11 protein-coding genes are annotated in these 14,962 nt (G+C 45.9%); 3 read left to right on the forward strand and 8 right to left on the reverse strand.

Going from position 1 to position 14,962, the window contains the following annotated elements; all coding sequences use genetic code 11:
* Positions 1-94: 94 nt before the first annotated feature.
* Together corA and QUA43_RS13715 are read right to left on the reverse strand one after the other, a co-directional pair.
* On the reverse strand, positions 95-1,276 hold the full coding sequence (corA, locus tag QUA43_RS13710; RefSeq protein ID WP_333374567.1) for a magnesium/cobalt transporter CorA: 1,182 nt from the start codon (positions 1,274-1,276) through the stop codon (positions 95-97).
* Between the two features lie 76 nt (positions 1,277-1,352).
* Positions 1,353-5,588 (reverse strand): PAS domain-containing protein, encoded by a 4,236-nt coding sequence (locus tag QUA43_RS13715; RefSeq protein WP_333374569.1) that lies wholly within the window; start codon positions 5,586-5,588, stop codon positions 1,353-1,355.
* Positions 5,589-6,296: 708 nt separating this feature from the next.
* Between QUA43_RS13715 and QUA43_RS13720 the strand changes: the two genes are divergently transcribed.
* The gene (locus tag QUA43_RS13720; protein ID WP_333374571.1) at positions 6,297-6,419 is read left to right on the forward strand and encodes a hypothetical protein; all 123 of its coding nucleotides are present in this window, start codon (positions 6,297-6,299) and stop codon (positions 6,417-6,419) included.
* 25 nt (positions 6,420-6,444) lie between these two features.
* Positions 6,445-7,932, forward strand: coding sequence for a protoporphyrinogen oxidase (gene hemG, locus QUA43_RS13725; protein ID WP_333374573.1), 1,488 nt, complete (start codon positions 6,445-6,447; stop codon positions 7,930-7,932).
* Between the two features lie 114 nt (positions 7,933-8,046).
* Here the strand turns inward: hemG and QUA43_RS13730 are convergent, their stop codons facing one another.
* The 5 genes from QUA43_RS13730 to QUA43_RS13750 form a co-directional block, all read right to left on the reverse strand.
* Positions 8,047-8,739 carry a response regulator transcription factor gene (locus tag QUA43_RS13730; protein ID WP_333374574.1) on the reverse strand — a complete coding sequence of 231 codons (693 nt, stop codon included), beginning with the start codon at positions 8,737-8,739 and terminating at the stop codon, positions 8,047-8,049.
* A 105-nt stretch (positions 8,740-8,844) separates the two neighbouring features.
* Positions 8,845-11,115, reverse strand: a complete 2,271-nt coding sequence (locus QUA43_RS13735) for a tetratricopeptide repeat protein (protein ID WP_333374576.1) — start codon at positions 11,113-11,115, stop codon at positions 8,845-8,847.
* Between the two features lie 710 nt (positions 11,116-11,825).
* On the reverse strand, positions 11,826-11,993 hold the full coding sequence (psb34, locus tag QUA43_RS13740; protein WP_106333461.1) for a photosystem II assembly protein Psb34: 168 nt from the start codon (positions 11,991-11,993) through the stop codon (positions 11,826-11,828).
* A gap of 69 nt (positions 11,994-12,062) precedes the next feature.
* Positions 12,063-13,094, reverse strand: a complete 1,032-nt coding sequence (locus tag QUA43_RS13745) for a thiazole synthase (protein WP_333374578.1) — start codon at positions 13,092-13,094, stop codon at positions 12,063-12,065.
* Entirely contained in the window at positions 13,069-13,587 is a 519-nt protein-coding gene (locus tag QUA43_RS13750; RefSeq protein ID WP_333374580.1) for a CdiA C-terminal domain-containing protein, read from the reverse strand. The genes QUA43_RS13745 and QUA43_RS13750 overlap by 26 nt, the downstream gene beginning before the upstream one ends.
* A gap of 45 nt (positions 13,588-13,632) precedes the next feature.
* On the opposite strand from QUA43_RS13750, the gene QUA43_RS13755 reads away from it, so the two are divergent.
* Complete coding sequence (locus QUA43_RS13755) at positions 13,633-14,331, forward strand: Crp/Fnr family transcriptional regulator (protein ID WP_333374582.1); 699 nt, start codon at positions 13,633-13,635, stop codon at positions 14,329-14,331.
* 272 nt (positions 14,332-14,603) lie between these two features.
* Here QUA43_RS13755 and QUA43_RS13760 read toward each other — a convergent pair whose 3' ends face one another.
* Entirely contained in the window at positions 14,604-14,939 is a 336-nt protein-coding gene (locus tag QUA43_RS13760) for a cupin domain-containing protein (protein WP_333374584.1), read from the reverse strand.
* Positions 14,940-14,962 lie beyond the last annotated feature (23 nt).

The raw sequence follows: 14,962 nt of genomic DNA on the forward strand, positions 1-14,962 counted from the left end.
TGGCACGGATTCAACTAGGGGCAGGAAAGCTTTTTACCTAACAGGATTTTGAATTATTCAATCTTTAATCCCCAATCTCAAATATTCAATTCGGTTACTTTAATGAGTCATCTTTGATAGTAGAAAAATTATCAAACCAGCCCCGCCGCCAGAAGAAGTAAACTAAACCAGAGGCGATTCCTACCATAACAGCCCAACACAGCGGATAGCCAAAATACCAATTCAGTTCCGGCATATTCAATGGCGATTTCTCTGTATTGAAATTCATCCCGTATACTCCCGCCACAAAGGTTAGAGGAATAAATATACTCGAAATTACCGTCAGCAATTTCATGATTTCATTCATTTTATTTCCAACAGATGACAGATAAACATCCATTAAACCCGAAGACAACTCTCGATAGGTTTCCACCATATCCATCACCTGCACCGTGTGATCGTAACAGTCGCGTAGGTAAATTCGCACCTCTGGACTAATCAAATCACTGCTATCTCGAATCAAAACATTAATTGCATCCCGCTGCGGCCAAATGGCACGGCGCAGAGTCAGCAATTCTCGCCGGATTTTATAGATTTTTTCCAGGGTTTTGCGGGTGGGGTTAACCACCACTTCATCCTCTAATTCTTCAATGCGCTCTCCGTAAACTTCTAATACTGGGAAAAATCCATCTATAATCGAATCTAACAAAGTATAAGCCAGATAATCTGCTCCGTGTTTGCGAATAATTCCTTGTCCTTTACGAATGCGATCGCGCACTGGTTCAAAACAATCATAGTCCGGTTCTTCCTGAACAGTTAGCAGGTAATGCTTGCCCAAAATAAAACTTACTTGTTCTTTATGAAACGTATCTGATTCTGGATGCAGCATCACCATCCAAGCAATGATTAAAATGTGTTCTTCATAGTCTACAACTTTCGGTCGCTGGGGAACATTAACTACATCTTCCTGAGCCATTACGTGCAAATTAAATACTTCGGCCATTTGCCGCCAAGTTTCTTTGTTTCCTAATCCCAACACATCAACCCAAGAAACAGATGCTGTATCTAAATACGCAGCAGCTTTTTGAGGATTTGCCAAGTGGGCGCGAGTAGCTGCTGTTTCGCAATAGTCAATTAATACAATCTCGGGAGGCGGCGCATCGGGTTCTAAGTCGAGAGTTCCCGGCGGAGCCCCCTGATCGTCATAAAAATAGTCAACATAGGAATCATCATCATCCTCATCATCTTTAATTGGTTTTGCAACGGCACTAGAAGTATGTATGCTTTTGTATACCATGCTAATATTCCTGACTTTTAGAACCTTTAATTAGATTATCATTTTTCTCGTGCAACTACCAATTACTAATGACTCATTACCTCTGCCGAAGTGGAATCTCGATCGCAAATTCAGTTCCCTCTCCCGGCGCGGAAATGCACTGTAGCGTCCCTCCGTGTCTTTCCACCACAATCTGATAGGAGATAGACAGTCCCAAACCTGTACCTTTGCCTACTGGTTTAGTAGTAAAAAACGGGTCAAATACCCGACATTTAACAGACTCTACCATGCCCGAACCGTTATCTGAAATTACGATCGCCACCCGATTATTCTCCAACACATCCGTGCGAATCCGAATCCACGGCAATGCGGCGCAACTTAAAGGTAAACCAGCAAAATCTTGCCGTTCCTCTTCCGAATAACTCGCTAATTCCAACTTCCTATTCCTGACATTCGCTAAAGCATCAACAGCATTATTTAAAATATTCATAAACACTTGATTTAACTGTCCCACGTAGCACTGTATCTGCGGCAATTTCCCATATTCTTTAACTATTTGAATAGGACGATTTCTGCCATTTTCTTTAATCTTGTGTTGCAAAATCAACAGAGCACTGTCTATTCCTTCGTGGATATCCACACGCTTAAGATCGGATTCTTCCAGGCGGGAAAAGTTACGCAAAGACAGAACAATTTGGCGAATTCGATCCGCTCCGGTTTGAATTGAATTCAGCAGGTGCGGGAAATCCTCTTTCATGAATTCTAGTTCTATTTCTTCTGCCAAATCTTGGATAACCGCAACAGGTTCCGGGTAGTGTGCTTGGTACAAACTGCACAGTTCCAGCAAGTTTTTGGCATACTCACTAGCGTAAGTGATATTACCGTAAATAAAACTGACAGGATTATTGATTTCGTGAGCAATTCCCGCCACTAGCTGTCCCAAACCCGACATTTTTTCCGCTTGAATTAGTTGAGCTTGAGTCCTGCCTAGTTGTTTCAATGTTTGCTCTAGCTGGCGATTTTTATGTTTTAATTGAGCTTCGGCTTGTTTGCGCTTGGTAATATTGCGCGCTAGAATAATAATCTGATCTGAATTAAACGGCAACAGTCGGGCTTCATAAGTTGTTTCTCCTTCCGACATCGAAAGCGAATATTCTATGTCGATTGAGTTTCTTGTTTCGGAAATTTCAAAGATTGCTTGGGCAAATTGGCAGGCGACATTGTGTGGCAATATTTCTGTCATTCGTTGACCCATAAAATGTTCAGGAGGTACGTATAAATTCGAGGAAGTTCCTGACAAATAATCCACAATGATACCGTCAGCATCTAGTCGAAAATACAAATCAGGCAAAGCGCGAAAAACTGCTTCTAACTCTAAAGTTTTTTGGCGCAATGCTTCCTCGGCGTAGTAGCGATCGCTAATATCAAAAATCACCCCGTCCAAATAGCAAACGTTTCCCTCTGCGTCGAACACAGGAGAACCTTTATCCCACACCCATTTAACCGTGCCGTCTGCTGCTAGCAAGCGGTATTCCAAGTTATAAGACTCTTTGTTTTCTATGCTTTGCCGAATAGTTGCTTCTACTTTTGCCAAATCTTCCGGATAAATAATGCTAGCAAAAGTCCGGCCTCTCCTGTCCAAAAGCCAAATAAAATCTGCCGCCGGGTAGCCGGTTAATAAGTAAACGGCATCGCTAATAAAATTAGTCGAAAAATCGCACTTCCAGCGATAAACAACTCCGGGAATATTAGCAACCAAAGACCTAAATCTTGATTCACTTCTACGCAAAGCTGCTTCCGATTCATGTCGTTCGGTAATATCGTGAGCGAAAGCTAGCACTGCAAATACATTACCTTCAGCGTCGCGTAGGGGAAGTTTTTGGGTATCAAAAATATGTACTGAACCGTCAGCAATAGTTGCCGGATCGCAGGGATTGTGGATGATTTCGCCTGCTAGTACAGCAGAGTCGTCTGTGCGGAAGCCTCGGATATTCTGGGCGGAATTACCAAACACTAAATCTTCGGAAAATCCTAACTCTAAATCAGATTTGCCAATTATCTCTTCGACTGTTTTGCCGATCGCTTCAGCGAAACTCTTGTTTGCCAAAATACAGCAAAAATTTTTGTCTTTGGCAAAAATCCAGTCGCTGGTTTTGTCTATTACTGTGCGTAGGAGTTGTTCGGAACGTTCGGTTTTTTCCAAAGACGCCTGTAGTTCTAGTTCTAGGCGCTTGCGAGCAGTAATGTTTTCAAAAGCAACACCGACGCAGTTGTTGGGTAATGGAAAAGCTTTAATAGAAAAAGCGCGAGTTATGCGGCCGCCTTCATCGCCGTCAATATCTTCAAGTTCTACGGCTTTCTGGGTGCGAATTACCGAAGCAAATGCTTGGGGAATGTTTTTCGATCGCAGGTGGGGAAAAATCTCGTCGATTGTCATTCCCAAAACATCAGCCATTTCTAATCCGGTAAATAGGGTAGCAGCGGGATTCGAGGCGATCGCCCTGAGAGTGCTATCATCGTCTATATTTTCTAAATGGTAGACGTACAAACCAATCTGCATATTCTCGACAATTTGGTCGTAGAGGCGCACGCTTTCGTCTACCTGCCTGCGTTCGGTAATATCTTCAGTAATCCCCAAAACGTACTGAGGACGGCCTGCAGCGTCGAGAATTGGCACTTTGCGGGTGTGCAGTATTCTCATACCTTTGTGGCGAGTTTGGATCGGCTCTTCGGCTATGTCTTTAACAGTAGATTGGTTATGATCACCTGTCAATATTTCCCTGTCTTGAGCAGTAAAAACATCAGCTTGTTCTTTCGGGTAAATATCGTAGTCATTTTTGCCGATCGCCTCTTGAGAGGTAACACCTGCGATCGTTTCTCCCGCTTTATTCCACAGCACAAATTTTAGCGAAGAAGCATCTTTAGCAAAAACTCCCACCGGCAGATTTTCTACTACAGAATTGAGGAACCCTCTAGCTGATTTTAATTCAGCTTCTGCACGCTTGCGTTCGATGCCTAAAGCGATGACATCGGCAACCGATGCTAAAGTTTCCTGAAAAGGAGCTGTCAGCGGCTGGCAACTGATAATTACCATGACTCCCACCAGCCGTTCTTCGACTATTAAAGGGTAGCCAGCGAAGGTAAAAATTTGCTTAGGTATTGGGCAATTTGTCGGCTTTTGACTGGTATTGATAATTGCTACTTCGGAACTGTGTGGCGGTGTTGCTTTCGGGGATTCTTCCTCTGGGAGTCCAAAATTATTCAGTTCAAATCCGCAGTCAAATTCTGGTTTTTGCTGTTGGGCGATCGAGTTAACCTTACTTTCAATAAAGCGAGCCCGATCGTCTGTGCGACTGTATATTTCCGATGCTGCTTGCAATTGGCAAACATTATGTTGAGAGTTGAAAGTCCAAATTTCAGCCGAAGCGACATCGAGATTTCGCACCATTGCCTCGCAGCAGGGAAGCAGGATATCTTGAGGGTGTCTGGTGAGGGCAATACCCACATCGGCTACCATTGCTGTGAGGCGAGAAGCTTGGGCTTTTTCTGCTTCCAACCGTTTGCGATCGGTGATATCTTCCACCAAAGAAAGCACGGTAAAAGTGTCGCCGCTGCGAATAATCGAGTTGAACCAGCGACACCAAATTACCTGTCCGCTTTTAGTATAGTTGCGGTTAATTGAAGTATTGCCGTTGCCAGTGGCTAGTTCAAGCTCGATCGCGCTTACAGCCTCTCTATCTTCCTCGCAAACCAAAGCCAAATCGCCGAACTGCTTGCCCATCATATCATCGGATGTCCAGCCAAAGATTTCCTCGGCGCGTTTCGACCACTGAACGATCCGAAAATCTTCATCCCAGCCTACCATTGCCAGCGGACTGTTAGCTGCATTCAACCACAGTAAATGGTTCGATCGGCGTAACTGTTGAGTTTTCTGCTGCTGCCAGCGGTAATGCCGGGTGATATCTCTACCGACGCCCAAAACCCGCATCTGCTTGCTAGAGGCATCCACCGCTGGCGTATAAGCAGTTTCGTAAATTTTAATCCCGCCGTCTGCCGTCGTCACCTCATGAATTGCCAGCCGTTTTTCCCCGGTTATAAATACTTGTTGCAGGCAAGAATCAATCTGCGAGATTATATTTTTTACAGCAGCATTATTGGGATATAATTTTAACAATTCCTGATTAGTTTTGTTGACTATTTCATCCGGATTCAATCCCATCCAAGCAGCAGCTACTGGATTGATCGATATGTACTTTTGCTGTCGATCGCACTCTAGGAAAGCATCAACAGAGTTAGATAAAAAAGACTGAAACGAGTTGATAACTTCCTGCATGGGTATTTTTTCATGAGACAAGCTTTGTATTATGGAAACCTCATGTCTTTAGACTCCTATGTTGCACCATTTTCAATAAGCTTTTATGGGCGGGCAGGATGCCCAACCCTACTCCCCAAAAAAAATTAACTCTTTGTGGAACAGGCATCTTGCCTGTTCTTGAGAATGGTGCAAGATGTGAGTAGACCGATCGAGGTAGCACTCATCAGGCAGTTTTCACCGCCTTGAATATTGATTATTGCTACAGGGGGCTACTTCGACACTTGGTACTTTTATGATCTACTTTCAACGGCACAATTACCGTTTTAAATATTTCACGCGCGATCGCATAGCAGCTTGAGCTTACACCCATAATTTTGATAACGTAATCAGTTAAGACGATAGCTGGTCAACTATGTCTTTTGATTAGGGCATGAAACCCAATCTATTCAGAGGGGTGTGCGGACTTGCAAGTTAAGCTCTAAAATTTTCCTAAAGTTAGTTTAACCCACTCCAATTTTTTTGTACACTTTACTGCTGCGTTTCCCGGTGCAATTTTTGGCGCTGTTCCTATAATACAAAAATTTTAAAGAAATAGTATTTTGGGGAATAGAGCTTAATTACAGCAGATGCTCTTTTTTTAAACAAGACCCAGCGGAGACAAAAGCGAAATCGAGAGACGGGGAGACGGGGAGGTGGGCAGAGGTTAATCGACAACATTCGAGAAAAATGCTTAATAAGTGCCGGAAAGCTTACCAATTCCCGATTCCCAATTCCCAATTTGGTAATCTGAAAGCGGTTTGGCAGTACGCCCAGCAAAGAACGCAAGCCGTGCAAAGCCATGTAACATAAAGATTGCGATATTTTTCTATGTAATATGGAACTATTAGATACCTTGATTGTGGGTGCGGGTATTAGCGGTTTGAGTTTGGCGCACGCACTTCACAAGGAAGCAACGAGTGCATCGCCGCTGAAGATTTTAGTCGCTGAGAGTCAGGGACGTGTGGGCGGGAACATCACAACTGTGACAGCGGGGGGGTTTCTCTGGGAGGAGGGCCCGAACAGTTTTTCGCCGACGCCAGAATTGATGAAGTTGGCTGTGGATGTGGGATTGAAGCAGGAGTTGATTTTTGCCGATCGCAAATTGCCTCGTTTTGTTTATTGGCAAAATAAGCTGCAACCGGTGCCGATGACTCCACCGGCGATGATTCAGTCTCAGTTGCTGAGTTTTCCGGGGAAACTGCGGGCGCTGTTCGGGGCTTTGGGGTTTGTCGCGCCGGCAATGGGCGATCGACTTTCGCAGCAGGGTGACGAGGAAACTGTTTCTCAATTTTTCCGCCGTCATCTCGGTACGGAAGTGATGCAGCGGTTTGTGGAACCTTTTGTTTCTGGGGTTTATGCGGGCGATCCGCAACAACTTAGCGCGGCGGCTGCTTTTGGGCGGGTAACGAAGATGGCCGATGTGGGTGGCGGACTGGTGGCGGGGGCGCTGCTTTCTGCTAGGAACAGACCCCCCCAACCCCCCCTTACCAATGGGGGGCTAAAGACTGTTGCAGACCCGAATGTGCCTAAGACTAAGCCGGGGGAGTTGGGTTCGTTTAAACAGGGGTTGAAGGCTTTGCCAGAGGCGATCGCTGCTCAATTGGGCGATCGAGTGAAACTCAACTGGCATCTAACTCGCCTCCAGCGTACAGAACGCGAAACTTATATTGCTGAATTTTCCACGCCCGACGGACAGCAACAAGTTGAGGCACGCACCGTGGTTTTGACAACGCCCGCTTATGTTACAGCCGATTTGTTGCAGCCTCTGCAACCGGAAATTAGCAGTGTTTTACAAGCTTTTACTTATCCTACGGTTGCCTGCGTTGTGTTAGCATATCCGCACTCGGATGTCAAGGGTAAATTAGTAGGTTTTGGAAATTTAATTCCGAGGGGGCAGGGAATTCGCACTCTGGGGACGATTTGGACATCAAGTTTATTTGCCGATCGCACCCCTGGGGGCTGGCACACTCTCACCAGTTTCATCGGCGGGGCAACAGACTCGGAAATTGGCAATCTTGACTCAGAACAAATCGTTCGGGAGGTACACCGAGATTTGTCTCGGATTTTGCTGAAACCAGATGTGCCACAGCCAAAAGTTTTAGCGGTGAATGTGTGGAAGCGGGCGATTCCTCAGTACAATTTGGGGCATTTCGATCGCCTGCAACAAATCGATGAGGGCTTAAAATCTTTGCCGGGGGTGTATTTGTGCAGCAACTACGTTGGCGGCGTGGCTTTGGGAGATTGCGTGCGAAGGGGTTTTGATCGTGCACGAGAAGTGGGCGAGTATTTGCAGAACAAACAATCAGATACTCGATCGATCTGAATTCTTGTGTGGGGAGGGCGGGTTTACAAATATCGAGTATGCTAATCCGAGATATTGGTGAACCCGCGCCTACAGCCTTCTGCCTTCATATCCGCTGCCCAATGCCGAATGTTACTAGGTTGTGGGTTCAAACTTGTAACCCACCCCCCTGACGGTTTGAATCATCGAAATTTGATTGGCATCTGGTTCAATTTTGCGGCGAATTTGACCTATATGGACATCCACCACGCGATCGGCTCCTACATACTCGTAGTCCCACACTTCATGCAGCAATTCCGATCGCCTCCACACGCGACCGGGTTTGCTGGCCAAACAGTACAGCAGGTCGAATTCTAAAGCAGTCAAAGCAACTATCTGACTGCCGAGAATTACCTCGCGGCGAACCGGATCTATTAGTAGCTCTCCAAAAGTAAGAGTTTGTTGTTCGGCGGGAGTAACAATGCGTTTGCGCTTCAAAATTGCTGCAACGCGAGCTCCAATCTCTACAAGGCTAAAAGGTTTAGTAATGTAGTCGTCAGCACCTTCGGCAAACCCTTTCATTTTGTCAGCTTCATCGGTTCGGGCAGTCAGCATCAACACAAACACGCCCGTGCGTCTTTGCATTTCTTGACACAGTTTGTAGCCAGTTGTATCAGGTAAATTTACATCGAGAACTACTAAGTCAGGATTGAGTTGCTCAAATAATTCCAGACCAGTCTGACCGTCCTCGCCAGACTCAACTTGATAACCTTGCTGGCTCAAAAAACGGTGAATTAAATTTCGGATTGCCGGGTCGTCATCAACCACAAGGATTTTTACAGGGGCCATGACCACAAGTTTGCTTGAAGAATTAGGCAAGAATATTCAGCCATAATAATAGAAAACTGGATACAAATCTCGAAAAAATTGAGCTTTTAATAGTTATAGCTCTATTTATAACCTACGCAAAATTTCAGGCAATAAATCTCCAGGAACTTTGGATAAGGCTAAATTTTGGCCTGGCAGCCCACATTCACTATAGAAAGCTCTAATCGTTTTGACAATATAGCTCAATGCTGTTTGCCGAGAATCAGCAGCTTGGGAGTTTGCCGAGGCTTGCAGGTTGAGTTTATCCCCATATGTTAACCCTTTGTCATTGAGATGTTGTCCCCATTCGGCGCACACTTGCAACTGGTGGTGTAGTGCTGCTTCTAGATGGCTTGTCTGTGCTACTTTGTTGGCGGCGAAATCTGGATCTGTGGCTAGTTGATAGTGGGCTAGTCCGAGATTGTTGCGGGCGGCCAAGGCGTCAAAAGTGAGTTGGGTTCGATCGAGCTTTCCGGCAATATCCAAGGCGGCTTCGTAGGCGGTAATCGCCTGCTGCAATGATTCCGTCCGCGCCTGTTTCTGCTGGAAGTGGTTCGCCAAATGCCAATAAGCGGTACCGAGATTGTTGTAGGTGGCGGCTGCGGCTGCGGGTACTAATTCTCGGGTGCGGTATTTCAATGCTTCGCGGTAGGCGGAAATCGCCCTGACTAGCAGGGGTTCTGAGGGTTGGTGCTGGGCGAGGTTCCAGCAGGCGGTACCGAGGTTGTTTTGCACTCCGGCATAGTTGAGGGGTTCTCGTTCGGGACTGTAGCAGGAGAGTGCTTGGGTGTAAGCTGCGATCGCGCTTTTGAGATATACGATCGGCTCACCATCTTGGGCTAAATTCCAGTATGCTGTCGCCAAATTATTCTGAGCAGCAGCGTACTGCTGAGGCTCCACGGCGGGGTCTAGATCCAGCAGCGCTTGTTGGTAAGCTGCAACTGCGTGCTGCAAGTTCTCTGTCTTGTCTCGATAGCGGGCTAAATCTGCCGAAGCGATGCCCAAATTTTTGTTTAATCTAACGCGGGTTTGGGGTACGGTTTCGGCATCTGTTCGGTTCAAACCTTCAAGGTAGAGGGCGATGCTGCGTTCAAGACAGGATACCGGATCTGATGCGTTATGCTGCGTGCGATCGCGCGATAGCATCCAATAGAGAGTGCCGAGATCGTTAAGCAGATCGGAAATTGGCGGTAGGCTGTTGGACTCCTGGGCGTACTGAGTTAAATTTTGTGTCAATTGGGCAATCAGCCGCGCGCATTCATCAGTTAGTGGTTGATTTTGCTGGGAGTTGGTGTCAACGTCGAGATACGCAATCACTTGTTCGATCGCGCGAATGGCGATTGTCAGGTTTTGCTCTGAAATGTCTCCGCCCAGAATGCGATCGCGGTAGTAATTCCCCAAACTGTGATAAGCCAAAGCCAAAGCTTCGCAAGAACACTGATGTTCTTGCAGCAGTTCGATGTATTGCAGGGTTTGCAGCGGCAGAAAATTTTCCTCTGATTCGGCATTATTTTCCGCTTCCAAATCCTCAGAAGCCGCTGCTAGCACCAAATCTGCCAGTTGGACGGATTTAGAATCTGGCGCTGGGGACGGGGGATGGGAAATTGAGGATTGTTCCTCATCTGCCAATTGGACGGATTGAGAATCAGATGCTGGGGACGGGGGATAGGAAATTGGGAATTGTTCATCGGGAATTGGGGATTGTCCAGACAAAGAAGATATTAAAAGTTTGTTGCCAAAGTCTCCGCTGTCCCGCAGGTTTCGCAAGTCTCCTGAGTTCCCGAAGTCCTCAAAGTGCCCGAAGTCTCCCTTAGCTGGAGTTGGTTCGCCTTCAAACTCAAATACTCCGGTTCGCCAGTGCCAAAATTCCGGGGCCGATTGCTCGATCGAACTTAGCCAAGGCCGCGACACCCACAGCAACAGAGTAGACTCGCACATTTGCAGGTTTGCTTCGATGTCTCTCAAATAGCTCAGGAACGACCACTGCACGGCTGCTGACTGCCTGGTCAGGTGTTCTGCCCCAAGAATTTGAAATCCCGGCAAAGGGCTGTAGCTGCCCCTGTTTTGGGGCGGTGGGTGTTGGGTCAGCCACGCGGCGATCGAGCCCCAAGGATTTGGATCGCTCAAGTCCAGTTCCAAACTGACAAATCGGGGGTAGTAGATCGGGGAGCGAGGATCTGAGCCTGCGCTCTCTGCGGCTAATTCTGCGTGCAAGCGGGCTGCCAGACAGTCCCGCAAGCACAAGTCGTCGCAGGCGGCAATAAAAATTTGACGGCGTAAATTGAGGTCGATCGCCTGTTTCAAGCGTTGATAGATCAGCTTGTTTGAGCTAGAAACTTTTTGGGAAGGAATAGACATCAGGGTCAGCCGATTTTAGATTTTAGATTTTAGGTTTTAGGTTTTAGATTTTGGATTGTAGATTTTAGATTGTAGAGTTGAGAGTTGAAATCTCGATCGCTCATAACTCACAACTAAGCCCCGAAGGCAGTCAATCGATTTTAGATTTGAGATTTTAGATTTGAGATTGAAGCCTTGACCCCACGGATAAATTCGGGGGCTCCTTTATCGGATACAGGTTTTTTATTTCTGGACGGATGAATCCGGGGGCTTGTATCCTGGATGCTTGATTGTCAATCGCACCGATGATGACTAAAGGATTGTAGATTTTCAATTGGCAATTTTATGTGGGTGGCGAACCAGTGTTAGTATTTGCAACCCAAGTCCCTGAACCCCACAGCCAAGAGGAAAACACCAAATTTATGCTTGTCTTATATCAAATCCGTTAGCATCGGAATAGTAAATTCGAGTTCACTGTTCACGGCGTTGACTGTTCACTGTTCACGGCGTCAACCGTCAACCGTCAACCGTCAACCGTCAACATCATTCCGGTGTAACCGGAATTGATATTATTTAGCTTTCCAGCTCGCTCGGCACGCTTCAGGATTGTCGCAACTACCTGCTTTGTATTGAAACACAAAAACCATGTTTCCTTGGGAAAGGAAAACATGGTTTCTCGAAGGATTATTTAAAATTGCGATTTGAAGCAGCTTTGAGTCTCAGGCCAGTTTTCAGACGGAGGCCGCCACGTACACCAAACCGGCGACTAACATGGCTGCTGCAATACCCATGATGATGTAGTTGCGTTGCTGATTTTTGTTGGGAGGTACGGCTTCATACACCTTCGGCTCTTTAGCAAAGTTGTTCAGGCGTCCATCGTCATCTTTGATGTAAGGCATCAGTCACAATCCTTAATATTTTTGATGTTTACAACTCTACCAAAAAAGCGCCCAGGAAAATTCAGGAATTTATTTGGATGTGACAGTGCCTGTTTGGGGAGAAGAGGCGATCGCATAATCTTTGATCGGCATTCTGCCTGCTAAGTACGCCATCCGCCCCGCTTCTGCTGCCATTCCCATTGCTTTTGCCATTGCCGGGGAATTTTGGGCATTGGCGATCGCGGAATTAATCAACAGTGCATCGGCTCCCATTTCCATTGCTCGGGCCGCTTCGCTGGGCGTTCCGATCCCCGCATCGACAACCACAGGAACATTTACCGTGTCAATAATTATTTGAATGTTGGCGGCATTGTTGATCCCTTGCCCTGAACCGATGGGCGAACCTAAAGGCATGACTGTTACACAACCGACTTCTTCGAGGCGTTTGGCTAGCAGGGGATCGGCATTGATGTAGGGCAAAACGGCAAAACCTTCTTTGACTAATTGTTCTGCTGCTTCCAAAGTGCCGATCGGATCTGGCAGCAAATATTTAGCATCGGGAATCACTTCTAACTTGACAAAATTATTGTCTTCTTGCCCTAAAAGTTTCGCCATTTCCCTGCCTAAACGAGCTACTCTAATAGCCTCATCCGCAGTTTGACAACCGGCAGTATTTGGCAGCATCCAGATTTTAGTCCAATCGAGAGCCTCTGCCAATCCTTCATGGCCGGGAGCATTTGTTTGCACTCGCCGCACAGCTACAGTCACAATTTCGCACCTGCTAGCGTTGACACTTTGCTGCATTTCTGCGATGCTGCGATATTTTCCCGTACCCGTCATCAAGCGAGAATGAAAAGTTTTGCCTGCGATAACCAAAGGTTTGTCTAAAGGTGGCGTTGCTGTATCTACTGGATAGCCAAAAATGCTGTACTCAAGTGCTTCTTCCCACTGTTTTCTACCACCCATCATCTCTTCAAGCAGCCAACCTTCTTTGATAGTTAGATCGTCGCGGGTAACAGCATATAAAATTTGCCCTAGAGTAATTAGTTTAGCATCTCGCGGCATATTGTTCTGCAATCCACGCCCGACAATCTCTTTAAATTCGCTGAAATGATCTTCCATTTTTCCACTCTTCCCTTGTGATGATTTGAATCTGTTCGCTGTTAAACACCAAAATTAATTTTTGAATTTGCTTTTCGGTATCCCAAAACAGAGCTTGTTTGATGCCAGCGTTGATTTTCCAGACATCGTAATTTTCTCGGTTGATGTGAAAAATAACGGCTGATGCACCTTGATTTTTTGCTCTACTGATGCCTTCTTGCACTCGGTCTCTGATGTTTTGAGTCTGTTCTGTCAACTCCTTAAATTCGCAAATCTCACCGTCAATCTCAGCATCTGGTGTTCTCACACCTTCTGCTGCTTGCTCACTCAACATTCTAACTCTCTTCCCTATTTTAGCCAAAACTTCAGCAAGAAAGATTTCCGAATTATTAAGATTATGTTGTTGGTGAATTAGCACAAATCCGCCAGCTATCTCATCAAAATAATATCGCCGATATTCTGGTTCTGCATTTTCGTAGATGGCTCTGCTTGTCTCGATATATTCTGAATTCACCGTTATTATACTGTCAATAGACTCCGAGCGGGTAGAGTTAAAGGTATGAAATCAACTGTTGAGCAACTGGCTAAAATTGGAATATTTACCAGCTTAAACCAAACTGAATTAGAGCGATTGCAAGAACATACAGCAATTCGGACTTACCGACAGGGAGAAGTTGTGATGTATGAGGGCGATCGCATCCCCGAAAAATTATACACTCTTTTGAGCGGTTCTCTGCGGGTTGCAAAAACAGCGGCGGCGGGCAAAGAAACAATTCTCCGCACTTTATTTCAGGGAGATATTTTTGCCGCACCTGCTTTGCTAGGCAACGGCATTGCCCCCGCAACGGTGACGGCAGAAACTGATGTGGAAGTTCTTACCACAGAACGGGAAGTTTTGCTAGCAGCAATTCGAGAAAATCCCGAGATTGCTTTGCGAATATTGGCGGTGTTTAATCAGCGGTTGCAGCAACTGCACGAGACTGTGCACGGGTTGGTGTCGGAAAGAGCGATCGTGCGGCTGGCCCGATTTATTCATTACTTTGGCGTCGAGCAAGGTACGAAGAGGGCGGATAATAGTGTATGTTTAGAAAAACGTTTTCCCTACTATCAAATTGCTCGCAGTATTGGCATTACCTACGAAGAATGCGTGCGGTTATTTAAGAAACTCAAGCCGTTTGTATCCTACAGTCGAGGCGGTAAAATTATTGTATTGGATTGGGAAAAATTGGAGGATATCGCCTCGGGAGATGAAATATAGCAACCCTCGCATCATTTGTGAATTTCTTACTCCCTCCCCTTGGTAAGGGGAGGGTTGGGGTGGGGTAAAAAATTTACGACTCATGCAAAGATTGCTATAGACTAAATGTTAAAGTCCCAATTCTTGTGGGGCGGGTTTCAAAAACACTATTTGACTGCTACTCACTATATAAAACCGCCCCCACAATCTGTGAATCTGGGCGGGTTTATGAGATGATTGATTTTAGGCAAGTATGGTTGATTAAACCCGCCCCCCCAGCAATATTGCGGAAATTAATTAGCCTCGGAAAGTGTCAAAATAAACGCCAAATTTTCTTCGGCTTTCAAAGCGTGAATAGCTTGACCGGGCATGAAGACAAATACCCCTGGTTCCAAAACAATATCCTTGCCTTCCAAAGTCAAAATACCCTTTCCTTCTATGACATTAACTGTGGCATTCCGTGCCGAAGAGTGTTCCGAAATTTCCGTTCCGGCAGCCAGACAAAATAAACTGTACTGACAATTCTTGTCTTTGACTAAAATTTTGTTCAGCACTCCGGCGGCGGGATATTCAATTGCGTCTCGGAGTTGGATTGCTGAAGATTGTAGCGGTAAAAGAGTAGTAGTCATAGTTTTTGACAATTAATTAATTA

The organism is Microcoleus sp. N9_B4 (assembly GCF_036701635.1).
GTDB lineage: Bacteria > Cyanobacteriota > Cyanobacteriia > Cyanobacteriales > Microcoleaceae > Microcoleus.